At 45.0% G+C, this 23,832-nt stretch carries 30 protein-coding genes and 1 tRNA gene; 8 read left to right on the forward strand and 23 right to left on the reverse strand.

All coding sequences use genetic code 11. The features are described from left to right. Window positions 1-3 precede the first annotated feature (3 nt). The 9 genes from ACLWBB_RS10540 to ACLWBB_RS10580 form a co-directional block, all read right to left on the reverse strand. Window positions 4-435, reverse strand: coding sequence for a hypothetical protein (locus tag ACLWBB_RS10540; RefSeq protein ID WP_413287467.1), 432 nt, complete (start codon window positions 433-435; stop codon window positions 4-6). After that, complete coding sequence (cdaA, locus tag ACLWBB_RS10545) at window positions 432-1,244, reverse strand: diadenylate cyclase CdaA (protein WP_413287468.1); 813 nt, start codon at window positions 1,242-1,244, stop codon at window positions 432-434. Before cdaA ends, ACLWBB_RS10540 begins: the two co-directional genes overlap by 4 nt. Before the next feature lie 23 nt (window positions 1,245-1,267). Continuing rightward, window positions 1,268-3,220, reverse strand: a complete 1,953-nt coding sequence (gene ftsH / locus ACLWBB_RS10550; RefSeq protein WP_413287469.1) for an ATP-dependent zinc metalloprotease FtsH — start codon at window positions 3,218-3,220, stop codon at window positions 1,268-1,270. Window positions 3,221-3,312: 92 nt separating this feature from the next. Next, window positions 3,313-4,317, reverse strand: coding sequence for a tRNA lysidine(34) synthetase TilS (gene tilS / locus ACLWBB_RS10555; RefSeq protein ID WP_413287470.1), 1,005 nt, complete (start codon window positions 4,315-4,317; stop codon window positions 3,313-3,315). Continuing rightward, window positions 4,247-5,581, reverse strand: coding sequence for an aldehyde dehydrogenase family protein (locus ACLWBB_RS10560; RefSeq protein WP_413287471.1), 1,335 nt, complete (start codon window positions 5,579-5,581; stop codon window positions 4,247-4,249). Before ACLWBB_RS10560 ends, tilS begins: the two co-directional genes overlap by 71 nt. 35 nt (window positions 5,582-5,616) lie before the next feature. Then, a complete protein-coding gene (locus ACLWBB_RS10565; protein WP_413287472.1) occupies window positions 5,617-5,844 on the reverse strand; it encodes a hypothetical protein in 228 nt (75 codons plus the stop codon). A gap of 43 nt (window positions 5,845-5,887) precedes the next feature. Then, a complete protein-coding gene (locus ACLWBB_RS10570) occupies window positions 5,888-6,250 on the reverse strand; it encodes a hypothetical protein (protein WP_413287473.1) in 363 nt (120 codons plus the stop codon). A gap of 17 nt (window positions 6,251-6,267) precedes the next feature. After that, window positions 6,268-6,696 carry a type II toxin-antitoxin system RatA family toxin gene (locus ACLWBB_RS10575; RefSeq protein ID WP_413287474.1) on the reverse strand — a complete coding sequence of 143 codons (429 nt, stop codon included), beginning with the start codon at window positions 6,694-6,696 and terminating at the stop codon, window positions 6,268-6,270. Window positions 6,697-6,800: 104 nt separating this feature from the next. After that, window positions 6,801-7,397: a histidine phosphatase family protein gene (locus ACLWBB_RS10580; RefSeq protein ID WP_413287475.1), complete on the reverse strand. Its 597-nt coding sequence runs from the start codon at window positions 7,395-7,397 to the stop codon at window positions 6,801-6,803. 86 nt (window positions 7,398-7,483) lie between these two features. Here ACLWBB_RS10580 and ACLWBB_RS10585 point away from each other — a divergent pair, with 86 nt between their 5' ends. After that, window positions 7,484-7,831, forward strand: coding sequence for a hypothetical protein (locus ACLWBB_RS10585; RefSeq protein ID WP_413287476.1), 348 nt, complete (start codon window positions 7,484-7,486; stop codon window positions 7,829-7,831). Here the strand turns inward: ACLWBB_RS10585 and ACLWBB_RS10590 are convergent. The 3 genes from ACLWBB_RS10590 to ACLWBB_RS10600 all read right to left on the reverse strand — a co-directional run bounded on the left by ACLWBB_RS10590 (window position 7,821) and on the right by ACLWBB_RS10600 (window position 10,606). Beyond that, entirely contained in the window at window positions 7,821-8,474 is a 654-nt protein-coding gene (locus tag ACLWBB_RS10590) for a hypothetical protein (RefSeq protein ID WP_413287477.1), read from the reverse strand. The genes ACLWBB_RS10585 and ACLWBB_RS10590 overlap by 11 nt on opposite strands. Beyond that, the gene (locus tag ACLWBB_RS10595; RefSeq protein WP_413287478.1) at window positions 8,467-9,792 is read right to left on the reverse strand and encodes an MFS transporter; all 1,326 of its coding nucleotides are present in this window, start codon (window positions 9,790-9,792) and stop codon (window positions 8,467-8,469) included. The genes ACLWBB_RS10590 and ACLWBB_RS10595 overlap by 8 nt, the downstream gene beginning before the upstream one ends. Before the next feature lie 154 nt (window positions 9,793-9,946). Continuing rightward, window positions 9,947-10,606, reverse strand: coding sequence for a glutathione S-transferase family protein (locus ACLWBB_RS10600; protein WP_413287479.1), 660 nt, complete (start codon window positions 10,604-10,606; stop codon window positions 9,947-9,949). Between the two features lie 234 nt (window positions 10,607-10,840). Between ACLWBB_RS10600 and ACLWBB_RS10605 the strand changes: the two genes are divergently transcribed. Continuing rightward, on the forward strand, window positions 10,841-11,242 hold the full coding sequence (locus ACLWBB_RS10605) for a hypothetical protein (RefSeq protein ID WP_413287480.1): 402 nt from the start codon (window positions 10,841-10,843) through the stop codon (window positions 11,240-11,242). A gap of 75 nt (window positions 11,243-11,317) precedes the next feature. Here the strand turns inward: ACLWBB_RS10605 and ACLWBB_RS10610 are convergent, their stop codons facing one another. The 6 genes from ACLWBB_RS10610 to ACLWBB_RS10635 all read right to left on the reverse strand — a co-directional run bounded on the left by ACLWBB_RS10610 (window position 11,318) and on the right by ACLWBB_RS10635 (window position 14,503). Then, window positions 11,318-11,668: a hypothetical protein gene (locus ACLWBB_RS10610; RefSeq protein ID WP_413287481.1), complete on the reverse strand. Its 351-nt coding sequence runs from the start codon at window positions 11,666-11,668 to the stop codon at window positions 11,318-11,320. 128 nt (window positions 11,669-11,796) lie between these two features. Beyond that, a complete protein-coding gene (locus tag ACLWBB_RS10615; RefSeq protein WP_413287482.1) occupies window positions 11,797-12,312 on the reverse strand; it encodes a hypothetical protein in 516 nt (171 codons plus the stop codon). 8 nt (window positions 12,313-12,320) lie between these two features. Further along, window positions 12,321-12,833 (reverse strand): hypothetical protein, encoded by a 513-nt coding sequence (locus ACLWBB_RS10620; protein WP_413287483.1) that lies wholly within the window; start codon window positions 12,831-12,833, stop codon window positions 12,321-12,323. Window positions 12,834-12,847: 14 nt separating this feature from the next. Further along, the gene (locus ACLWBB_RS10625) at window positions 12,848-13,144 is read right to left on the reverse strand and encodes a hypothetical protein (RefSeq protein ID WP_413287484.1); all 297 of its coding nucleotides are present in this window, start codon (window positions 13,142-13,144) and stop codon (window positions 12,848-12,850) included. A 7-nt stretch (window positions 13,145-13,151) separates the two neighbouring features. Beyond that, window positions 13,152-14,117, reverse strand: coding sequence for a class II fructose-bisphosphatase (gene glpX / locus ACLWBB_RS10630; protein ID WP_413287485.1), 966 nt, complete (start codon window positions 14,115-14,117; stop codon window positions 13,152-13,154). Continuing rightward, complete coding sequence (locus ACLWBB_RS10635; RefSeq protein WP_413287486.1) at window positions 14,096-14,503, reverse strand: acyl-CoA thioesterase; 408 nt, start codon at window positions 14,501-14,503, stop codon at window positions 14,096-14,098. The genes glpX and ACLWBB_RS10635 overlap by 22 nt, the downstream gene beginning before the upstream one ends. Window positions 14,504-14,659: 156 nt before the next feature. Here ACLWBB_RS10635 and pgsA point away from each other — a divergent pair, with 156 nt between their 5' ends. Next, complete coding sequence (gene pgsA, locus ACLWBB_RS10640) at window positions 14,660-15,247, forward strand: CDP-diacylglycerol--glycerol-3-phosphate 3-phosphatidyltransferase (RefSeq protein ID WP_413287487.1); 588 nt, start codon at window positions 14,660-14,662, stop codon at window positions 15,245-15,247. Between the two features lie 98 nt (window positions 15,248-15,345). On the opposite strand, the gene ACLWBB_RS10645 is transcribed toward pgsA, so the two are convergent. Beyond that, a complete protein-coding gene (locus tag ACLWBB_RS10645) occupies window positions 15,346-15,534 on the reverse strand; it encodes a hypothetical protein (RefSeq protein ID WP_413287488.1) in 189 nt (62 codons plus the stop codon). 65 nt (window positions 15,535-15,599) lie between these two features. On the opposite strand from ACLWBB_RS10645, the gene ACLWBB_RS10650 reads away from it, so the two are divergent. Further along, window positions 15,600-15,675: transfer RNA gene (locus ACLWBB_RS10650), tRNA-Gly, on the forward strand. Between the two features lie 266 nt (window positions 15,676-15,941). Then, window positions 15,942-16,502: a hypothetical protein gene (locus tag ACLWBB_RS10655; RefSeq protein WP_413287489.1), complete on the forward strand. Its 561-nt coding sequence runs from the start codon at window positions 15,942-15,944 to the stop codon at window positions 16,500-16,502. 225 nt (window positions 16,503-16,727) lie between these two features. Here the strand turns inward: ACLWBB_RS10655 and ACLWBB_RS10660 are convergent, their stop codons facing one another. Together ACLWBB_RS10660 and ACLWBB_RS10665 are read right to left on the reverse strand one after the other, a co-directional pair. Next, on the reverse strand, window positions 16,728-17,897 hold the full coding sequence (locus ACLWBB_RS10660; RefSeq protein WP_413287490.1) for a hypothetical protein: 1,170 nt from the start codon (window positions 17,895-17,897) through the stop codon (window positions 16,728-16,730). 79 nt (window positions 17,898-17,976) lie between these two features. Then, complete coding sequence (locus ACLWBB_RS10665) at window positions 17,977-18,375, reverse strand: hypothetical protein (protein ID WP_413287491.1); 399 nt, start codon at window positions 18,373-18,375, stop codon at window positions 17,977-17,979. A 238-nt stretch (window positions 18,376-18,613) separates the two neighbouring features. On the opposite strand from ACLWBB_RS10665, the gene ACLWBB_RS10670 reads away from it, so the two are divergent. Continuing rightward, window positions 18,614-18,949, forward strand: a complete 336-nt coding sequence (locus ACLWBB_RS10670) for a hypothetical protein (protein ID WP_413287492.1) — start codon at window positions 18,614-18,616, stop codon at window positions 18,947-18,949. A gap of 84 nt (window positions 18,950-19,033) precedes the next feature. Here the strand turns inward: ACLWBB_RS10670 and ACLWBB_RS10675 are convergent, their stop codons facing one another. Then, window positions 19,034-20,563: a methyl-accepting chemotaxis protein gene (locus ACLWBB_RS10675; RefSeq protein ID WP_413287493.1), complete on the reverse strand. Its 1,530-nt coding sequence runs from the start codon at window positions 20,561-20,563 to the stop codon at window positions 19,034-19,036. 253 nt (window positions 20,564-20,816) lie between these two features. On the opposite strand from ACLWBB_RS10675, the gene ACLWBB_RS10680 reads away from it, so the two are divergent. Both ACLWBB_RS10680 and ACLWBB_RS10685 read left to right on the forward strand, forming a co-directional pair. Then, window positions 20,817-21,428, forward strand: a complete 612-nt coding sequence (locus ACLWBB_RS10680; protein ID WP_413287494.1) for a Crp/Fnr family transcriptional regulator — start codon at window positions 20,817-20,819, stop codon at window positions 21,426-21,428. A gap of 191 nt (window positions 21,429-21,619) precedes the next feature. Beyond that, window positions 21,620-22,399: a hypothetical protein gene (locus ACLWBB_RS10685; protein ID WP_413287495.1), complete on the forward strand. Its 780-nt coding sequence runs from the start codon at window positions 21,620-21,622 to the stop codon at window positions 22,397-22,399. A gap of 11 nt (window positions 22,400-22,410) precedes the next feature. Here the strand turns inward: ACLWBB_RS10685 and ACLWBB_RS10690 are convergent, their stop codons facing one another. Beyond that, on the reverse strand, window positions 22,411-23,586 hold the full coding sequence (locus ACLWBB_RS10690) for an RCC1 domain-containing protein (protein ID WP_413287496.1): 1,176 nt from the start codon (window positions 23,584-23,586) through the stop codon (window positions 22,411-22,413). Window positions 23,587-23,832 lie beyond the last annotated feature (246 nt).

The following is a 23,832-nucleotide window of genomic DNA, read 5'->3' on the forward strand; positions in this document are numbered from 1 at the left end:
GATCTATTTTCCAGCAGCAGGAGTCGCTGTCGGTTTAGGCTCGGCCTTGGTTGAAACCTCGGCGCGAATCATATTAGGGCGCACTCCCAAGATACGAACTCCCATAGGAACATCGATCTTGTTAAGAGGCACGTCGATATCCAAAACCCCGCTTCCCCGCTCTGAAATATCAATGAGAATACTCTGGGTCTGGGGATTGTCCATGAATTTTTTAAGGGCTGCTCGGGGGCCTGAAACTTTCACACGGATGTTGTCCGCGGTCTGCGCTACCACCACCTGCTGAGGCGATGTTTGAAGCTCGATATCGATCTTTTTGCTCAAGACAAAGTCACGGCGACCAAGGATGGTAAGCCACAAAATTAACGAAATAAACAGGGCCACCATCTTATAGCTGAAATTCTCGGTCACATAAGAGGTCCAAGGCTTTTTCATCATGTCGAAGCCTCCCCTTGCTGGAAGGCCTTGTATTTAAGACCGTAAGTCTCGTAAAGAAGCTTACGAATGTCGCCAAGCTCTGCGTTCGGGGTCAAATGGCCCCCTTGAACGATCCCGATGGATTTATTCTCTTCACTCACCACAAAGACCAAGGCATCAGTTTCCTCGGTCAAACCAATCGCAGCACGGTGGCGGGTTCCTAAGTTCTTATCCAAGGCAGGGTTCTTGCTCAGTGGCAAGAAACAGCCCGCAGAGTGGATCTTATCGGCACGAATCAAAAGCGCCCCATCGTGCATAGGGCTTGATGGATGGAAGATTGAACAAATCAACTCCGAAGAAACCTTCGCGTCGATCTCCGTACCAAATTCGATGTGGTAATCAATAACGATTTCACGCTCGATCACGATCAAAGCGCCGTAGCCTTTTTGTGCTGAGGCAATGATCCCTTTTGCGATCTCTTCAATCACATGGGTTTCCTGAGCGGCAGAGGCATCTGTAAAAAACGGATTGCTTCCGATATGAGCCAAAGCACGACGGATCTCGGCCTGGAACAGAATCACCACGATAACAAACAAATTAGAGAAGAATTTTTCAAGAAGCCAATTGAAGGTGAATAGCTCGAGCCAAATACTCAGGATGTAGCCAATCGCAAGAACACCCAGGCCCGAAAGCATTTGAATAGTACCGGTGCGTTTGATGAGCACCAAAATGCGATACACCACCATCCAAACCAGGATCATGTCGATCAGATCCTGGATTCGGAGGTGGGAAACGATAAAAATTAAGTTATCTACAAACTGCTGAAACACCCAATCACTCTAGCATGCTGGGTTTAGATTGTCACAGGGCCAGTATTGCCCATTGGATCTCCGGCTGGTTTCTTATCTGCCGCCGCTGCTGCAGCCGCAATACCTAGACCGCCGTCTTTTTTGTTAGTACGAACCTTTTCGATCTCACTCACTGATGCTCCATTTACAAGCATCATAACTTCGTGACCATCGATCGTTTCATACTCTAGCAATGCTTGAGTTAAGCGCTCCAAAGCGTCTTTGTTCTCTTTAAGAATGTTCAAGGCCTTTACGTAGCCCTCGTTGATAATACGAGAAACTTCGGCATCGATCTCTTCAGCTTTCGACTCAGAGTAATCCTTAGACGTGTGACCATTTTGCAATCCCAAGAACACAGGACCTTCACGTTTTTCATAAGCCAAAGGTCCAAGCTTCTCACTCATACCCCATTCGCAAACCATGCGACGGGCGATCTGAGTCGCGCGCTCGATATCATTCGCAGCACCTGCTGTGTAGTCTTTGTAAATCAACTCTTCCGCAGCACGACCACCGAATGCGAACGCAATCCAGTTTTCAGCTTGAGATTTTGAGAAGCTGACAGTGTCTTTCTCAGGCAATGTCTGAGTCAAACCAAGTGCCATTCCACGAGGAATGATCGTCACTTTATGGATTGGATCCAAGCCCGGGATTTTAACGTTTACAAGTGTATGACCAGCTTCATGATAAGCAGTCATCTTCTTGTCTTCTTCAGAAATCACCATGGATTTTCTTTCAGCACCCATCATGACTTTGTCTTTAGCTTTTTCAAAATCTTCGTTTTCTAAGTACTTCTTGTCAGTACGAGCCGCCACAAGAGCCGCTTCGTTCACAAGATTTTCTAAATCCGCACCCGAGAACCCTGGAGTTCCACGAGCGATCTTAGAAGCATCTACGTCAGGACCAAGAGGCGTTTTCTTCATATGTACGCTCAAGATCTGTTCGCGACCTTTTAAGTCAGGCTTATTCACAACTACGCGGCGGTCGAAACGACCTGGACGAAGAAGTGCTGGATCCAATACGTCAGGACGATTTGTCGCTGCGATCAAGATTACACCTTCAGTAGATTCAAAACCATCCATCTCAACAAGAAGCTGATTCAGAGTTTGCTCACGCTCATCGTGACCACCACCCATACCAGCACCACGATGACGTCCAACCGCATCGATCTCATCGATGAAGATCAAGCAAGGAGCGTTCTTCTTACCTTGTTCAAACAAATCACGAACGCGGCTTGCACCGACACCCACGAACATTTCAACGAAGTCAGAACCAGAGATTGTAAAGAATGGCACACCCGCCTCACCCGCAACTGCGCGCGCAAGCAAGGTTTTACCAGTTCCTGGAGAGCCCACAAGCAATACACCCTTAGGGATACGACCACCCAATTTTGTGTACTTTTTAGGATCTTTCAAGAAGCTTACGATTTCTTGCAAATCGTCTTTCGCTTCATCAACACCCGCAACTTCTTTGAAAGTTACGCGGTTTTTATGCTCAGTCAGAAGACGCGCACGGCTTTTACCGAAAGACATTGCCTTTCCACCACCCGCTTGAATTTGGCGCATGATGAAGAAGAAAAGACCCACGATCAAAAGAAGTGGCAACCAGTTTACTAAGAACGACTGGAAGAAGTTATTTGTATCAGCACGCTCGTAGTTTGGAGTTATGCCGTTTGTAACGAAGAATTTGTAACCTTCATCTTGAGTATTACCAACGATGCTAAAGTTTGTAGCACCATTATATTTTTTCGCAAAATCAGGTTTGATTTCGCCCAAGATCTCGCTGGTCTCTTGGCGGAAAGTGATACTTGCAACTTCGCCTGCCTTAACAGCATCAACGAGTTTAGAGTACGTAAAATCTGGAATCGTTTTCTGATGTTTATTTTCATAAGCGTGAAAGAAAAACACCACCATGATGATAAGGAAGAACCACAAGGCCAGAGTCTTTTGAGTGGATCGCATCTTTTCTCCTTCCTGAGAAATATCTAAAAAGCCTAACATGGATGAATGGGGGTCACAAGCTTACGAGTTGTTTTATCTCTGATAACGAAATGTTACTTCGATTTCTGGACCCGGATTTGCTGCGCGTTAATTTCCCAGTCTATTCCACCTACTTTAAAGATGAATTCTTTTTGAGAAATGTCCAGTCGTTTTTGTATTTCTTCGAGGTGAGACTGAGAGAAATCCTGTGCCCCCTGACGAAGCATGTATTGCGCAAGAGCCTGCTTTTGTTGAGTTTTAGACAGAGCCAAATAATGAGGTCGGGACATAAAATTATCTTGAAAAATTCCCTCTGGAAGACCTTTTTCTTCGAGACTGTCTGCTAAAATCTCAAGAGAACGCCCTAGACTGTTTACAGATCCCTCTTGCCTTTTTTCGAGAGCCACTAACCATTCTTGACGTAGCCAGTTTCTAAAAGGATTGAGATCCTGATTCGAAGGATCCTCGAAAGCCTGCAAAGAAAATTTTTCGAGATATTCTTGCAAATCTTTTTTTGAAGTTTTTAAAAAAGGACGAAAAAGTGGAGCCTGCAGAATTCGCATCGCCACAATCCCCTGGGACCCCGTGCCACGAATGAGTCTCAATAAACGAGTTTCCAATAAGTCTTCGCGATGATGAGCTAAAGCTAAAAGATTTGAACTTGTTTGTAGCCGCACTTCCTCTAAAGACCTGTGACGAAAATCACGCAAATCAGCCTCGGATTTTAGAACGGGGCCGGTGTTCTTTCTGGAATGAAATGGAATACTCTTCTCTTCACAAAACTTTTTGCAAAAACTTTCAGCAGCATCGCGATAAGGTTGGTTATCCCCGACTCCGTGATGAACGTAACAGGCCTCTACGCCTGCTTTCTTCACGCGATGAAGGCTCCACAAGAGTGCCAGCGAATCGACCCCGCCCGAAAAACCGACGAGGATTTTTTTATCCTGAAGCTCGTTTTCTTTGAGTTCTTTCCAAAGCTGATGCTCTAAATCCGTCCAGTCGTTCAAATCAAGTTCCCCGAGCCACTGTTTTGATATTGCAGAATTCATGAAAGCCAAAGACTGAAAGTTCACGTCCATGACCAGAGTCTTTGACTCCTCCAAAAGGCAGACGAGCATCGGATTTTACAAAGTCGTTTACGACAACGAATCCGGCATCCATCTTTTTCACTACTAGTTCCTTGGCGGTCTCGACATTTTCCGAGAAGACACCACCACCCAGACCATACGGAGAGGAGTTCGCCATGTCAAAGGCCTCATCCACGCTCTCGGCGCGAATCACCATAGCTACGGGACCAAAGAGCTCTTCTTGATGAATTGCTGGGTGATTTTTCTCAAAAACCATCAAGGTCGGAGGATAAAAAGCACCCACCCCCTGAGGAATGCGACCACCCAAGAGAACTTTGCCACCCGCGTTTTGCAACTTCTCGACCTGTTTTTGCAACTGCGTCTGAAACTTTTGATGCGCCAGGGGTGCTGTTTTGAAAGCTTCCAATTCCGTTTTCATTTTTTGCACGAAGCCTTCAAAAACGTCTTTGTGGGCAATAAATCTTTTCGCAGCAATACAGCTTTGCCCGTTGTTGATCATGCGCCCTTTTGCGCAAGTCTTTGCGGCTTTATCGATATTGGCGTCTGGTAAAATGACGTAGGCATCACTGCCACCAAGCTCAAGAACGGTTTTCTTAAGCCCCTCGGCCGCTGCCTTTGCAACCTCGCGCCCGCCCTGCGTGCTGCCTGTAAAAGTCACTCCCCGAACTTCAGGTCTTTGCATCAGACGCGCGGCCTCGGCATGATCAACATGCAAATTAAATATAATCTGTTCGCTGAAGATGTTTTTGCAAATCTCTTCGATCTTTTCCCCGCAACCGGCAGTCAGGTCCGCGTGTTTCAGAAGAATCACATTGCCGATCATGATCGATGGCGCCGCGAAACGGATAAACTGCCAGAATGGAAAATTCCACGGCATGATTGAAAAAATCAAACCCATGGGTTCAAAACGAATTTCGCTCTCGGCATAATTCGCAGGCGTGATCTGAGTTTTTAAAAAATCAGGGCCTTTTTCTGAGAAGTAATCACAAGCCGCCGCGCACTTTTCGATTTCTGCGATGCCGTCATCAACACTTTTCCCCATCTCGAGGGTCATTTGATTTGCGAGATCTCGTTTGTATTCCCGCAAATTGGTCGCAAGTTGTTTCAACACTTCGGATCTGCGTTCGATCGGTGTATCTTTCCAGATCTTAAAACTTTGTGAGGCTTTTTGAACGACAGTGTCTATTTGTGACGGAGTCAGATGGTGGTAAGTTTTAACCACTTCACCCGTGGCTGGGTTGATTGTCTGAAACATAAGCGCCTCCGGTTTGTGAGGCGATCATATCGTGCTTAGATCTCGGTGAAAACCTGATAAAAAGAGATGACAAGGGCTAGCAAAAAACAAATCGTCATAATGCCCCAGGAAGCAATTTTATAGGCCTTTGCGACTCGAAGAGCGCTTTTGGTGTAAGCCGTGTTGTTGAACACAGGAATGGGCGCAAGCACCGCCTTCATCAGCTGATGAGAGCAGACACAAAAAAGAATCACAGCGACAAGTGATAGCAAATAAGTATTCATGCCCTACTTATCGGCTCAAAATGAGAATCTCGTAGTCTAGGTTTTAGTCTTTATTGGTCGTGTCTTTTTTAAGAATCTCGACTTCGGCCGAGATCTTGAACTTGTGAGTCTCGGCAAACTTCGAGAACTCTTTGACCAGGTCGATCTTTTGAATCATCGCGACGAGTTCTTTACTCATGCGTTGGGTGATTTCGTCTTTGGATTTCGATGCACTTTGCAGAAGAAGTTGAAGAACTTCTTTAGGAAGTTTCATTTCGCCTAAATAGCTGCGAATGCTTTCTTCGGTCATGAATGCGGCACTGACCCCAGCCGTGAACACCTTTTTAAGGGCATCACTTAGCAAGGACTTCCCGTCTTCGATTTTGCTGTCATCGATTTCTTTTTTCGAAGGATTTTTGCCGTCCATGAGATCCTCGGTGAAAACTATTTTCCGTAAAGTTGCGCTACACGTTTGTGGTAAGCGCTGATCATTCCAGGTAAGTTTACACTGACAAGGGCATTCGCGATAGGCCCTGGCACGAACATGCTAAAAGTCGCATCCACTGAGTAAGTTGCACGACATTTGCCGGCCTCTTCATCAAGCTTCCAAGAGCCTACTGATGTTTTAAATACGTCGCCGCCCGCGAACTCCCAACTAATAAGGTTTGGAGTTTCAGTCATCCACAAAGAGTATTTAAAGGATTTTATGACAGAGACATTGAATTCAACTAACTTGCGATTGCCCTCAGTTTTGAGAACTTTGCAAGACTTCACTTCTTGAAGAAACTCTGGGTACTTTTCGTAATCAGAGATGATTTTAAAAAAATCTGCCGTTGAACAATTAAAAACTTCTGTCGTAGATGCTTTAGCCATAAATAGATTTCACCTGAGCCATCGCTGAGAGTCAACAAGAGCTTTAACAAGTATTATGTTACGCACTCGAGGGGTAAAAAAATAGCAAATGTTCGAATCAGATTTTACACATAAGTTCGCGCGCTCACCGGCAGATGACCGGTGTCTGCAAAACCTAACAAGACGAAGTTGCCCTTTTTAGAAATTGTGATTGTGGTCAGTGATGTGTGACTGACATCCATCTTAAGCCAATTTTCCTCTGGAATACCGAGCGCCTTACAGACCCAATGACGAATCACATTTCCGTGAGCAACTACGATCTCTGTCGTCTGTCCCCGTTGCGGTTTTTTAAAGAGTTTTTTGAACGCAAGATCTGCATTCTTTTTCGCAAGCTTGATCTTGGCCATCATTTCTTTTTTCTCTTTCGCAGTCATGCCCTTGGTGATGGCTTTATGAAAATCCACGGTCCCCGGCAACTTTCCTTCACGAAACAGGTCGCTCGGCTTAAATTGCAAACCGGTCTTCTCGCTAATGATGTTGGCAGTTTCAATCGCGCGAGGCATAGAGCTGCAATGAATTTTAGAGGGTTTCAAAAGCGCAACGGCTTTCGCAGTCCACTGAGCCTGCTGCCGCCCAAGACGAGTCAACTGCTCAGGCGTTGAAGAGTACTGACCATGACGAATAAAAATAATCTTTCGATAAACTTTCGGATCTAATTCCATTTAGGTATTAAACGAAAGAAAAAACGCGTCGTCAAAATCAAAGATGTTAAGTTGACTCCTAATATTCGTATCGTAATAATGCCCCCATGAACTCGAACACGAATGCATCGATTAAAATATCAAATATGCTGTCCCTTACCGGGGGTGTCGTTGCTGCGATTTTCGTAGTTCTATTACTGACAGAATTAGATCAAAAGATAGGGTCGGAGCTCGCGATTAACAGCGCTGTTCGTATGATGCTTCTTTCTTTATCAGGAGCAGCTTTGTGTGCGCTCTACTCAGGCATCAGATATGGACAAATGCCCCAATCCTTTAGGACAACACGTCCCTTTACACAGGTCATCACTAAAGAAAATCCCAAGATTTTTTGGGTGAACTTTGCCAAGCAAGCATTCTTGCTCGTGGGATCTATCTACATGCAGATTATTTTTTAGTGCTTGGGCATTCAGGGACCTTTACGCCCCCAAGACTCATTTCTGATACTTTTTGTGCGTCGAACTCTTTCTTATCGAATTTGCATTCGATTTTTTTGGTCTTCGCATGAGCAAACTCTGACTTAACAACCATTCGGCCAGTTAAAAAGTTTGTACTTTCAGTAACACGAGTGGGATCTGTCTTACGATTAAGAGCACTTCGATCTAGCATCTCAGAGTCTTGACCAATGACCTTTAACCGGTCTTTTTCTAGACGCCATAGAGAAGTCGTCGTCGAACTCGAAGATCCACCTTCTTCAATAGAGATTTTAATGACCCCGTCGTCTCGAAACTCAAACGAACTTCCTTCTAGCTGAAGGCTATCCAAAAATGTCCATTTACTGGAGTCTTTGGCTGCGAAATAAAACTCTACATCCGATGACTCTTCTTCGCTTTCGGCCTTAGGAATTTCTGCTGCAGCCAAAGTCTCGCCAGATTTAAGAACTTTGAAGCTAACATTAGCTTTTGCAAGTTCGGGTTTGAGAGACTGAATCTGAGAGGTTTTATTATCCGATTGAATTGTTTCCGCATAGACAGAAACAGAGAAACAGAAAGTCAAAACACTGCTTAAAAAGAGAGACTCTTTTAGGATCATCTTACTCATGCACCGTAACACTAGAGGCTGAAACAGTTTCTGTCGAGACAAAAGCCTGCGGATATTGTTCCGCTAAGAATCGATCGGCCTTTTCAGGTGGGACTGACATAAATTTTGAAAAGTTCGGGATCAATAGCATTAATGGCGTCAGCAAAAGTCCAATTCCACCCATTGCAACCAAAGCATTTGTCAGACCAAAACTTGAAATGATCACCCCTGCCCCAGCAAGCCCCAAAGGTGAAATTCCCTGGCACAAGAAGCCCATGATCGATCCTACGCGCGAACGATAGGCATCCGGGATCGCTAAAGAGATTTGAGTATTCATTGGAATATTGGCCCACGTTCCGCCGATACCAATCCAGAATAAAACCGTTAACGGTAACGCCACATTTGGAACCCACGGAAGAACCATAGTTCCCACACACATCATTCCAATGGCGATCACAATCAACAGATCTGCGCGGATTTTTTTGCTCACATAGGCCATCGTTACAGCGCCCACGATAGCACCTAGACTGATACTGCTTTCCAAGCCACCTAAAAACCAAGGAGGCATATTACGACCTTCCTTAGCAAGAACCGGAAGAATAACTCCCAACGGAGCAAACGCCAGGTTTAAGAACATCGCAACAATACAGATCCAAAAAATCACAGGGATCTTAAAGAGCAATTTAAAACCTTCGCTGAGGTCCTGAGCCCACTGGTGAAAGGCAGCCTTCATCTGCGGAGCCTCTTTACGCACAGGTGTAGTGTTGGCTTGAATACGACTTGCGCTCCACGCTGCAATAACGTAGCTAACGGCATCGATTGCGAAAGCACCAAAAACACCCAATGTGGAAACGATAATACCGCCAGCAACCCCACCAATAATTCCGGCGAAAGAGTTAATAGCTTGAGTCTGTTGAGCCGCGACTTGCAGTTTTTCGCGAGGAACGATTTGCGGGACGATACCACCAGAAGCGGCCTGGAAAAGCGCGGAACCAATGGAGTTTAAAATAAACAGCGCGATGACCATATAGGTCTCATAGTAATTATTAAAAACCATTGCAGCCAAACAACCGGTAAAAACGAATCTCCAAAGATCGGCAATAACGATGATGGCTTTACGGGAATATTTATCAGCAAGAGGACCAAAAAGAGGCATTAGGAAAATACGAACAACCATCGCAGGAGCCAGGACTGAAGACATCTCTGCCGCAGACCCTGTTTTATCCAAAATCCACCACGCTAAAGCAATATGACTGCAGGAATCGCCCAAAAGAGAAACCACTTGTCCCAGTCGGTAATTCCAAAAGTCTTTACCAAGATCAGAAGAGAAAATCTGCATAGTGCCTCCGCAAACGCACGAAAATGCGAGAAGGCGCCAATCTTGTCATCAGCAAAATTTAAAAGATCATTTTTTGATCCCGAAATTTGTAAAAAGGCTAAGAATTTGAGCCACTAACGCCCGCGACCCACTGTAAGGACCCCGCCCGCTCTACCTACCGAGCACTTCCTCGTTCGATACCAAGGCGGTCTTCGTAGGCATTCAGCACTTTCACAAACGCAGGTCGCTCTTCGCAACGCTGGCGGTATTTTACGATGTTTGGATACTCACTCAAGACCTCGGTCTTACGAATTTCACGAAGAACGCAAGTAAGAGTAATATCAGCCACTGTGAATTCCGTACCCGTTAAGAACGGTTGATTTGCTAACATTTTCTCTAGAGGCACAAAGAAGCGTGCGAGGATGTCGACATGCCAAGAACGCAGTTTCCCGTGGGGGCTTTCTTCACCTTGAAGATCAGCAAAGAAAATCGGCAGTGCAAATGGTTCGATGTTGTTCAAAGACGTGATCGTCCAACGAGTCACTTGTGCACGCCCCTTGAGATCTGCAGGAATCAACTTCCCTGACTTCTCTGCAAGGTAAAGAAGAATCGCACCCGACTCTGTTAGAATGAACCCATCGTCATCGATTGTAGGAACTTGTTTGAAGAGATTAATTTTCTCGTACCAGGTTTCATCTTGAAGGCCGTTCGGACCGCAGTCGATTCCAATTGGCTCATAGGGTATTCCACACTCTTCCATTGTCCACATTGCACGGATATCGCGAGTGTACCCCCAAAGAAATGGCGGTAGTGATTTGAATACGTATAGTTTCATGACTTTGCCCTCCGACACCTTCTATCGAGCCAGTCTATTGCTGCTAGTGCGCTGATGGAAAGTACTTTTTACAGTTTAGAAATACCAAAGGCCCTTCGTACCAATGCAGAGCCTTCTTATTTGAACTGAGCCATCCAGAAATTAGATAGCGTTGTTCTAAATCTTCTATTTTACAGATAACGCGTCGTTGTGGAATACGGTTCCTGTCTTTAACTACTTAAAGAAGGAAAAGTTATGAAATCTTTGAATGCGATTCTTGTGGCGGGATGTTTGTTCGCTTCTACGTTTGCGATGGCAGCTGAATGTGTAGATAAAAACGGAAAAGATATCTACAACCAACCAGACGTTTTTCAGGAGTTGATCTCTAAATCAGCAAACTGCTATGAAGCGGTTCAATTGGCTGAAGCGTGTGCGTACGGCGCAAGTATGGACGTTTATACTACGGCACTTGCTTCAGACGTCTGCATGATTGAACTGGGAAAGCATTCTCCGAAGCAAGAAGACTTGAGTCTTTTGGACACTATGCACGCGCGTTGCAACGCTCATTTTGACGAAGACGGCGGAACGTTGGCGCGATCAGCAACAGCTTTCTGTCATTTGTCAGCTGTTCAGTTTGTTGTAAATCTTGTTAACTAACTTAAGAGACAACAACAAAAAAGCCGGGCTCTCCCCGGCTTTTTAATTTTTAAATAAATACAAACTCTGCACTCTCTAAATTGGTGGCGAGTATTGATTCGCTGACCAATCTTTTCCCTGACGAGAGCGAGCAACTCTCTCGGTATGTGCCTGCACGATTCCCTCATTGATAATGGGACTACCAACACCTAATTTTGAAAGAGTCTCTTTCACGAATTTGGCTGCAAGGCGATTTGAGTCTTGAGCTTGCGCCTTGTCTTCAAAAACGCTGATCGAAGAGGCATTACCATCTCCGCTATTGACCCAGTGATACGAAACAAAGCCCGGCGCTTTTTCAATGATCTGAGTGAAAGAGTCGCGGATTTTCTGATCAATTTCGTTATTGTGTCGTTTATCAATTCTGTAGTGACGAATGACGGCGTACATAGAATCTCCTTAGTTAAGGCCATTCTTTGATGGCGTCCCTATCTAACTGAAGACTCTATGCACTGGGTAGTTACTCTAGTTTGATTGTGTTGAGAAACAAGACCACTAATAGATTGGACACAGATTTACTACCAAGAACAAATCTCTACAGACGTTATGTCTATAGGTCGAGAAGTAAGAATGTGGGGAACAAGATGATACATGAGCGGACGTCCGCCCTCAGCGTATGCTTTTTGATAGTACTCAAAGGTTTTCTCAGGAATCACATTCATTTCTTTATATTTACTCTTCGAAAATCTTGAATATTCTTTTTCGAATCCAGCGTTAGTCGCTTTATATGAAAAATAGACTGTGGAGTCTTCATCCAACATTTCTACGGGAATCTTCCAAAAGTTCGTACTGGCCGGGCTTCCACCAGCCTCTCTCAAAGCCCTCAGCGTTTCTTTCGGATCTAAGGGTGTAAGATGAATAACATCATTCCATTTGCAATTTAATACACCAACGGTCTGCTCCATCACTGTTTCTCGACCCTTGTATTTCTGAGCCGCAAAATCAAATACTTGTGGATGTAGAGATCGAAGCTGACTCAGCGGATACAGAGTTGTACCGTTCATGTGCTCAGGAATGCGGTGATATACGAACATAACGTCGCCTATGGAATCCGCTTCATGTTTGTCGCCTTACGATCACCATTATGGATAATGAAAACCTTATCGCCGTCTAGTTCAAACTTAAGACCTGCGGGGAAGTAGATATCGCAGCTGCCGTTTCCTGCAGGAATGCTTGAGTTTAAACCCGAAGCCAATTCAGCAATGGTGCCATTGTTCGTGTAGTAAACTCTCAAGCTAGAGCTAACTTTTGCACTTATAGGATCGATGCGACAGGTGGATTCGATGTCGATGTCATATTGGGCGAAGCGAAACACGTAAGTAACCAGGTAGCCCTCTGAGGTCTTACCCTCTCCGGACCAAGCTGTATTTACTAATCCTTCTTCTACTGTAATAGGATCTGTAGACTCTTCAGGCGTCGGAGGGTTTTGATCGTTTTGAATTGGTGGTTTTGCTGGTGGTTTTAGTCCTACGGTTTGCTTACTTGAGCTGCACGCGGAAAGAAAAAGTAAAGCAACGCTCCCCAAAACGAGAATGGATTTCTCAAAAGACTTCATGATGCTCCCTCTAGTTAGTTTTTCTTAAACAAAGCCTCGGCCGCAGCTCTGAGAGCCGCCGCTTTATCGACGCCACCGCTCGAACCACGACGTGGAGAGAAATAATCGCAGAAGTTTGCGCGATCTTTCTCTTTCACCATATCAGCCTGCGGTTCGCGGCATTCGTTGTAGGCTTTGGGGTCATAGAACTCACAGTTTTTGCACACATGCACGTCCGCACGGCAGTTCGGGCATTCATCTCTGCGCCCGACGATTCCACCGACTTGGATTTCTTTATTGCAATTAAAGCAGTGCAAAGCTTGTGGGTTCATAAGCTCCCTACTTAAAATTTGGTTTTTGATTCAATCTGTGATGAGCCTCGATCGTACGGATCGTGCCCGTCGCAGAACGCATGACCACAGAGTGAGTTTTTGCCTGGCGTCCTGGAAGTGTTTTTACACCCTTCAAGAATGGACCATCGGTCACACCGGTTGCGACAAACATCACAGAACCAGTAGCAAGCTCGTCCACTGTGTATTTCTTAGTAAGATCTTTTACGCCCATTTTAGTTGCGCGCGCTTTTTCTTCGTCGTTTCTGAAATTCAAACGACCTTGGAAGTCGCCACCCAAACATTGCATCGCTGCTGCCGAGATCACACCTTCTGGTGCTCCTCCGGTCCCGATCAAAAGATCGATCCCTGAGTCTTGCCAGCCCGTTGCGATCGCGGCTGATACGTCACCATCACCGATCAAGTGAATACGCGCACCCGTTGCACGAACTTCAGCAATCAGTTTTTCATGGCGAGGACGATTCAAAATCACAACTGTGATATCACCCACCGGCTTTTTCAAAGCATCCGCTACTCGGCGAATGTTTTCAGTCGCTGATTTATCGATATCGATCGCGCCTTTTGCGCCAGGACCACAGGCGATTTTATCCATGTAAGTATCTGGCGCGTGCAAGAAGTTACCGCTCTCAGCCACCGCGATGACTGAAATAGAACCCACCCCGCCTGTTGCACAAATTGTTGTGCCCTCAAGAGGGTCCAAGGCGATATCGATTTTTGGAGCGTTGTTAGACTTATTTCCGACCTTTTCGCCGATGTAGAGCATAGGAGCTTCATCACGCTCGCCCTCACCGATTACGACGGTGCCATCGATGTTCACGCTGTCGAAAGCTTTTCTCATGGCATCTACGGCTGCCTTGTCGGCTGCTTTTTCATCGCCATGTCCTGTCCACTCCGCAGAGGCAAGAGCAGCAGCTTCGGTAATGCGTACGAATTCTAAAGCCAGGTTTCTGTCCATTTTTCTTTCTCCAGGATATCTTTCATTTCCGTCGGTAAACGGGTCAGTTTTAAATTCTCATCCATCGATACGTGGACCGTTTCGGCCACAGCCAGGGTCTGCCCATGAGCATTGAGGCGGTATTGTATGTGAAGGCGCACACCTTCAGAACGTACTTGCAGCTGAACTTCGACCTCATCCCCGAACTTTGCGGGTTTTAGATGACGCACTTTGGTTTCATAGACCGCAAAGCGCGCAGCCGATCCCTTTTTTTGGTAGTCAATCAAACCCCGAGAATGAGCCCAAGCCACGCGGGCTTCCTCACAAAAACGCAGGTAATTGCTATGGTGAACAATCCCCATCTCGTCGGTTTCATAGAACTGAACTCGGTGTTTATATACGTACATATTTTCCCTAAGCGCCTTGAGCCCGATACAATCACAAAAACGGGACGATAAGGCAAAAAGTTTATTTGAAATATGGCAAAACCCGTCGACGGGCTCTTGTTGACAGCAATGAATTCGTCTTGAGAAGATCTATTCTAGACAACCAAAGGACTTCTTGTGAACACAACGTCGATGACGACGACTATTGCCCCATGGAAACAGAAACTCCCAATGTGGATTACAGTCAGTCGCATTTTCGTGGTTCCGCTTGTTCTGCTCTGCATGGTTCCGAACACTTTTGGCTGGAATGTTGGAGCTGCCATCCTGTTTATTTTGGCCTCTATCACCGATTACTATGACGGTTATTTTGCCCGTAAATACAACGCGGTCTCTAATATGGGTAAGTTTATGGACCCCGTGGCTGATAAGATCCTGGTCAGCAGTATCCTGGTTATGATGGCCTATTACCAAAAAATCGACCCTTGGATGGTGGTGGTTCTATTGAGCCGCGATAACTTTATCAGTGGAATCCGGGCCGTGGCCGCCGCTGATGGCGTCGTCATTGCCGCAAAATCTGCCGGAAAATGGAAGACCGCCCTACAAATGGGGGCTATTCCAGGGACCATGATTGGAGAAATTCCAGGATATTTACCCTATTTAGACAAAATTGCTTACGGTATCTTGTGGATCAGCGTGCTCTTAAGTATAAGCAGTGGCGTCGAATACTATTTAGCTTATATGAAGAGTCGAAAGGCTAAGGCTTAAAAATGCTTTTGCATATGTCGCCAAGAAACTGGTTTTTTATTTTTCTAGCAGTGTTGCTATCCTGCTATATTAAATTGGCGTCGGCTAAGACTCAGCCTTCAATGAACCCGCTCTTTAAGCTCGCTAAAATCAGTCGCTTTTTGTAGTTCTTCAGACGCTATATTGCGCAGATTTTGATCACCATTTAGGTTCTTCACACCCCAAAAATAGCCCACGAAATAAGCACTTACGCCTAATACTGCAATTGCTGACCACTTGATGAGACTTTTTTTAATTATTTGAGGCATGAGATTTATTTACCCATTGACAGCAGGGTCCTGCAACTGTAATTTCGTTGCTCATTCGCAATGACGCGGGAATAGCTCAGTTGATAGAGCGATGCCTTGCCAAGGCATAGGTCGCGGGTTTGAGTCCCGTTTCCCGCTCCAAATTTTCTCCTCGGAGAAAACGAAAAGCGAGAGACCAAATATAAAAATTAAAAAACCCCTAGTGAGAAATTACTAGGGGTTTTGTTTTTTAACCCACTTAAATTTGATGAATCAATGTATTGGCTTTGCCCGACGTGGAAGATTGCCAGCACATCGCGAACAATCTGTTCGCACCATTTATCATCCGGCCATTTTGCCCCTTGTTCGCAAAGAAAATATGCATTGTGATGAACATAACACTCAATAAATAAAACATCGGAGGTTTTATGAGACTCATTTTAAAAAGCATTTTTTTTATCAGCTTATTGACGGGCTTAGCAGCTTTCAAAATGCAAGCTGTCAGTGATATTTCTTCGGCACAGGAGCGCGAGGATGGCAATTACAACGTCCTTTGCAAAGATGGCAAATTCGAAGTGGTTTCCAGCGATGATATTGCAAGTAATAACGTCTGCCCCCATGTCGTAAAGGCTCCCTCCAATGCAATTCAGAACGGCACCTACGAAGACACGAGCGGTACATTATGCACTCAAAAATTGGTGGCAAAGTATCGCAATAACATGACTCTGGAATCGATTCGCATGGACTTTGCGGGTTGTTCTGGGGATTACTTGGAAGCTACCTGCACTAACAACGTCTGCACTGGTATCTCCTATGGACAGAATATTCGCGTAACCGTTCAAGATGCCACTCATTACCTATGGGAGAACCTGGTATATACCGATTCTGTCGGGCACTTTGAAAGAGTCGGAGACTTGAACGTGTTGGTTCAACCTCCGATATCTTCATCGCATACGATGGGAGCCGGAGTTGCGGGAGCCTTGCCTTAATGAGTCCTTTGACACAAGACCAGTAAGATCTTTGGGAGCAAGTGGGATACCGAGGCTCCGATTGGTTCGACCAGCCAAATCTCTCCCGCTCCAAATTTTCTCCCAGGAGATGATTAAAGCGAGAGACCAAATATAGAAATTAAAAAAACCCGAAGGAAACTTCGGGTTTTTGTTTTTTAGCTCACAGAAATTCGACGAATCGGCTTCGTCCGAGGTGAAAGAAGATCACTTTTTACCAGAATTTTGATCAGCAGATCCTGTTGAAGATCCGGACCCAGCGCCGGTGAAGCCCTTCTGAATATCGCATCGTGGGGTGGTGCTCGAGACATTGCAACCGACTGATTTCGCAATCGTCGGGTTGCGGAGTAAAATATCCTTAAGTCTGCGGTAACTAGAAGGATGACTTCGCTGGGTATCATCTGCATCAATTCCGTCCGCGCAGGTCTGATCAAGTAGCCAAAAAATATTTTCATAACCTGGAGGTGCGACCACAACGCCTTCAGATAGAGATTTCTTCTTAGGTCGCACAGGATTTTCATTGATATGTTGTTCTAATACATAAGCCCCGAAATAATCACAAAAGGCCTCTTGAGTATGAAAATCTTTACACCAGTCCTCGGTCTTCTGCGGGTTTTGGATGTTTCTAAATTTACCAAAGTCGTCCCGAAGACACGAAACAAGCCGCCGATAAGGATGATTTTCTAGAACATTTTTTGTCTTACTTTTGCAAGGATCAAAAGAATGACCCAGTTCGTGTCCCAATATAAAATAGAGGGATCTTGCATTCATTTGAGTCATTCCTTCGGTCATCCAAATTTTATTTTCTAAAGTCCCGTTACTTGCTCCGATGTAGTGGGCGTTGACCTTGGGTCTACACGCTAAGTTTTCTGGAGTGGGAAGTTCGCGAAGAGAGACAGCCTTCAGGCCCTTAAATGCATTTTTATCAGCACCGAGGTCCATTGCAAGATTCCCATTTCCAAGCTCGCTCACCTTTTTTTTCGTATAGTCAAACTTACGCTGAATATCTTGATCCTCCGTCAAGATTGCATTTTGCTTATCCCGCTCATTTGCGAACTTTACGTACGGGATCCACTCTTCATTTTGAGGCGAAACTTTCGCCTTTGTAAGATACTCATCGAGACTCAACGGATTTCGCAATAAATCCGCGATATCTTGATCCGTTAGAGAGTTGTCTTTCTGCAATATCTCAAAGTATTTTCGAGTGAGTTTTTCAAAGTTCTTTTTTTGGAAGTTGCCGGAACCATTGGGACTCCCTTCAACCAACGCACCAAGATTTTCGGTGACCAAAACGCAGGCGTGAACACTTGTGCCGTCCGCAAACTCGATTCGACTAGTTGGTTTAATTTGGGACAAAGTTTCACAGACTTCTTTCATGTGATCGAGGACGCAACCCTGCGGGAACACTTGAGCAAAAGAGGGTGAGCCCCAAACTAGAAATAAAACTATAAGAATTCTACTTCCCATATAAGTATCCATTAAACTTATTGAGAAGTTTTTCCAACTGAGCCGTTTCAGAAGATGTTTCTCTGAAGCAAACTCTTTTGGTCAGCGGAGCTTGATTCTGCTTTTTTATCGAGAAGGTGATTGGGCTTAGGCAAGAGCCATTCTCTAAACTTGATTGAGAAATATTTGAAAGCTCTGTTCTCCAAAGCAACCATGTTTTCTTGCGGACCGGAAGCTTCATTAGCTCATTATGCCCACGAGAAAAACTGAGGGAGTACATTTCCCCATCCTTTTTAGAACTCTCGTCGTTCAAAGAAAAACGTTCTCGCCCGCGGGTTTCTATTTCCCAATGAGCAACACTTGCATTCGCTTTAAGTGGCATTAGAAAAATCAGGATGTACGCAATCATTCATCTATTCTATTTCTAATTTATACCTTTTAACAGCGATCACGCTGACAAACCAACCCAAAGTACAGGCTTCTAGATGGCTCTTTTTGGCTCATCGACCCATAGGCACCAACCTATCTCAAGTGCATTAATATCCAATTATACCTTTATTCAAATCCCTACTAATCCTTAAGACAAAGAAACAAGAACCTAAAGCACTATGCCTTAGGCGTTGAACAAAACTAACCACAGAGGGTTTATGAAAAAGTTCGCAGCTTTGCTATTCATCACTTCAGCTACTCTATCCATTTCAGCAGTCAGTCATGCTGAGCAGATTTTTACAGCCAACGGTCGTGCCGGCCTTTCAGGTTTTTACAGATGGTACGACACCACACCGGAAGAAAAAGAGACTCTTCAAAAAATCGCGATCACTCAAGTTAAAGAGGAAATGAAAAAAACTTGCCTTAGCCTCGGTACAAACCAAGAACCTCTCGTTCTTGATGTTACAGCAGCGGGCTCACGCTACAACCACTTGGCAGATGCTACAGTGTTTAAGATGAAGATTACTTATACTTGCGAAGCTGCGGCTCAATAGCTGCTTCAAAAAAGTGAATCTCATTCTTAAAACAAAACCCCAAAAGAAACTTTGGGGTTTTGTTTTTTAACTACATCGCTAGGTCTAAGACGCTTTACGACCTTGAATAAACCCATCCAAGGATTCCACAAGCTCGTGGAGTTTGTGCGATTGATTGGACAACTCTTCTGCAGCGGCTGCGGACTCTTCTGCCACGGCTGCATTTGCTTGAGTCACTTTATCCAATTCAACAATCGCCTGATTGATAGAAGCAACTCCGCTAGCTTGCTCTTTACTTGCCGATGACACTTCGGTGTTCAACTGATTCACCTTCTCGACGACTTGAACGATTTTCTCGAGAGCCTTACCGCTAGACTCTGCAACGCCACAACCTTGCAACACCTTTTCGACACTCTCTTTAATAAGATCGTTAATCTCTTTTGCAGAGCCCGCACTTCGCTGAGCCAACGCACGAACGGCTTCAGCAACCACCGCAAAACCTTTTCCTTGCTCCCCTGCACGCGCGGCTTCAACCGCAGCATTCAGTGCCAACAAGTTTGTTTGAAATGCGATATCATCGATCACAGAAATGATTTCCTCAATTTTTTTAGAGCCCACAGCGATTTCATTCATGGAAGATATCAAACGTGTCACTTCGATTTTCCCCTTTGTCGCTTCTTCTTGAGCCTCATGTGATAAGAGCTTCGCATGATCTGCATTCTTCGCATTTATATCGATCATACCGGAAACCTCTTCAGCTGATGCCGAGGTGGCCTCAATCGTCGCCGCCGCCTTGTTTGCAGAGCCACTCAAATTTTGAGCTGAATTGGAAATTTCAGAACTTGCACCAGACACTTGTGTTCCGGCATTTCTTAGGTGCCCTACAATCTCAGAGATACTCGCTAGCGGTTTCTTCAAAAATAAGTAGACGCCAAGTAGAATGACTACAGAAACTCCCCCTGCCCACATTACAATATTGTACGAAGCGGCTTTTGCTGCTTCGTTGACTTCACTCTTACTGGAAGTAATCGCAAAAACACCATGAAGCTTTCCGTCTTTCCAGTTTTCCATTTCATAACCTAAAATATCTTTGCCGTTTCCCCAGGGGCTGGTCTTGGGCTCTCCGTGACAAGTTAAGCACCCTTGCGCTTCAGAAAGACGTACGGGGCGATACACCACAATAGAGTCGTCAGTGTCGGCCACAATTTCTTCAAGTTTAGGATCATTTAGAAATTTACCAAGGATCTCCGCCTCGGACTGAGTCGCTTTGTTTTCAGGTTTGCGAGGTTCGTCTGAAAAAACCCGAAACGTGTAATGCTCTTTCTCAGCCCCTTCCATACCTACTCTCATCGATGCAAAAATGGGAACTTGTTTTAGAATGGAAATTCTAACTTCCGTTGGCAACTTTCCGTCTGGATGCTTACTCAAAGTATCTGCAATGGCTGACTGCAGGCCTCCCTGCTGGGCAATGTAGCTACGGACCACTTCAAGTCGACTCAGGATAGCTCGTGATTTTTCGACAAGTTGAGTGTCGCCGATACTATGAATACGTTGGCTACTAATAAAAATTGCCGTTCCAACACACAACACGCACGCAATAGTCACACTAAGAAGAACTTTGTACGAGAATTTCATTACAATTGCCTTTGTTAATTCGATTACAAAAACGCCTATATCAATTTGATCGGTGCATTCAGACTCGAATGAAGTGGCTCAGGTCATATTTGACAATAATCAAAAACAAATTGTTTTATATTTACGTACGCACAAAATGTCTGGACTCTACCTCAGATAAATTAACGATCCAAAATGAATATGTTAGGTTGGAAATATGATTCATTCTCTCTCTGACATAGCTGTTTTCTCTCATTTATCCTCTGAAGAGATAATGTCTTTATCGGCTCTGGCTCGTCTGACAGAATTTTCCTACGCTGAAGAACTTCCCTTTCGCGACACCGATGGCATATTTAGTTTTTATGTCCTCATGAGTGGACACGCGAAACTGATTTATCAAAAACATGACTTCTTCCCTGTCCGCATTTGTGGTCCCGGAGATATTTTAGGGTATGGAGAATGGAACTCAAAATACTCACACAGAGCAGAGTCTTTAGATGATGTACGTGCTTGGTGTATTCCAAGAATCCCGTTTCAAAAACTTCTACACACTTCGCCAAATCTCCAAGAGTGTATTATCAAAGTTCTTTGCGATGTTATTTCTATTAAAGACGAGCGCATTTCGGCCCTCGAAAATCATTCCGTGAGCAATCGCGTAGCTTCGGTTCTGCTGAGCTTCTCGCAAAAGTTTGGGAAAGAAACAGAAGAAGGTCTGTATATCGATCTTAAGATTGACCGAGAAACTATGGCAAAACTTGCAGGCACTGTGACAGAAAGCTTGTCACGCCAACTCAGCGAGCTTGAAGAGGAAAAGATCATCTTACGAAAAGGCCGTTCGATTCTCATAAAAAACCGTCACAAGCTCGAGCTAAAAACACGCATCTAAAACACTCTGTTTCACAATCGTCCTGCAAATTAAATTTGTGCCTGTTCTGCTCGTGTCCTCTTGCAATAAATGTCAGTGAAAAAGAGTTTTGCGTTTTTAACTCTCTAAAGTCGAATAGATTGTCTCTAACAATGGCTCACACTTTGTATTGGTGTATGCAGACTCTCGACAATCAAAAATAGGATTCAAAAATGAAACAAAGTGTAACAACAATTATATTCTCGATCTTAACAACCACTGTAGCCACCCTTGGCATCATCATTACTTCTCCTAGCGCTGCCTACGCACAAACACAGCCCCAATCGCCGACAGAATTTCAAACAATGTACTATGACTTTGCAAAACAAAATATCATGGGCCAAGAGCGCATCGATAGATTTGCACAGCTATCAAAAAGCCGGCTCAGTAGTTTTTTAAGTGAAACAACGACACCACCTTCGAAGGTCAGTCCCAAGGAACTCAATACACTCTACAAAAAATTTGTCGAATCTGAAGAAGTCGGCGAAGCCGCAGACACTGTTTTAAAACTCGAAAACCGAAACACAATTTGTTATTTCCGCGCCTTGTGGGTACATATGCACCTATTAGCGATGGGAGTGCCGGACCAAAGCATTCGAAAAATGGTTATTGAAGGAAACGTCCCACACCCAAATTCAATCGGGCCAGATTGGGGATACCATATTGTCACTGCTGTAAAAGCGAATGACCAAAAGTGGTATACGTTTGACTTAGAGACCCAACAGCTTCTGTCAGTTGAAGATTGGCTGGGATACTATCAAGCGCCGAAATCCGAAAAATATTCAGAGTACTTATTTTTGCTAACAGTGAAACCTAGCCATCAATTCACACTTATTGATGACCATTATGATCTTAGCGTGATTGAAGCCGCAGATATCCAAAGCCTAATGTCATTTGCACATTCAAACGACAAAGTTTATGGCAAGCAACTAGATCTGTACCTTAAGAAGTAGGAATCGCTCTTTTACTTTTTGAGTCCCATCATGTTCGTGCTGTAGTAGGACGCCGTTATTTCGGTCCAGATCTTACCTGTGCCGACTTGAACGGGACTGCTCTTTGATGTTGAGTCCCCATTACCAATTTCACCAGAGGTATTTAGCCCCCACCCCCAAAGCCCCCCATTGACGTCGACGGCAAAAGTCGTACTAAGACTACCAGCTCCTTGTCGCCAATAAGTTTCGGTACCCACTTGAATCGGAGACGTACGATCTCCGGTGACACCGATTCCTAACTGACCACTTCCATTTCCGCCCCAAGTCCACAACGTCCCATCAGCTCTAACACCGATCGTGTGATTGCGGCCTATACCAATTCTAGACCAAGTCGTAGCGGACCCTACTTGTGTGGGCGAGCTCTTATTCGTGGTATTGTTAATCCCCAAAGCACCACGATCGTTCAAGCCCCAAGCCCATAGGGTCCCATTGGTTTTAAGTGCAACAACAAAACGTAGGCTTCCATGAACAGAGGCCCAGTTTGTGTCAGCTCCTATTTGAGTCATCGTCGAACGCGCTGTTAGGTCATTCATCCCCAACTGCCCTGTATCGTTAAGACCGCAAGCCCAAAGAGTTCCATCCGTCTTAACCGCATAGGTGGCATGATAGCCCGGCCCACAACTTGCCCAGTCGGTGTCTGTACCTATTTGCACAGGGGCACTCTTAGAAGCGATATTCCCTTGTCCTAAGGCTCCATTGGGGTTTGCTCCCCACGCCCATAGGGTGCCGTCTCTTTTCGTGGCCACGCTATGGTAAACACCAGCTACGACGGAGCTCCACGTATCTACAGAGCCCACCTGTGTCGGAGAACTTTTGTTATTGGTGTTTCCATATCCTAATTGTCCGTAAGTGTTGTCTCCCCAGGTCCACAAAGATCCAGGCTCTTGCAGTCCCATTGAAAAGCTGCTGCCGCAAGCAACGCCTTTCCAAACTGAAGTCCCATGAATAAGTGTTGGAGTTGTCACCGTGACTACAGTTCCGTTTCCTACTTGACCGTCACCGTTTTCCCCCCAGCCCCAGAGCGATACATATTTTTTGAAGAATGAGAAAGGAATGATGTGCGCAAAAAGCCGCCCAGGCATAGATACCGAGATAAATATCGGCAGTCGAAACAGACTATCCATCAAGAACTTGCGACGGCTTCTCATACTCTTATGTCTCCTTGGCGCTCACATAAGAGTATGAATTTTTATTTTTATTCTCCAAGAATGAAAAACGGGACATCCGCGCGAAACTTATTGCTGAAAACAGCTTGCCCGTAAATACACAATATCACTTAGACATAATGAGGCTGTTTCCGAATACCCCCGAGCAGTTTTAAATTAAGGACCAGGTTTCGAACGCGAGAGCGTTTTAACCAATAAAAAAACCCCAATGTGCTCATTGGGGTTTCT

The sequence above is a fragment of the Bdellovibrio sp. HCB337 genome (assembly GCF_047302465.1).
In the GTDB taxonomy this organism is placed as follows: Bacteria; Bdellovibrionota; Bdellovibrionia; order Bdellovibrionales; family Bdellovibrionaceae; genus JACMRP01.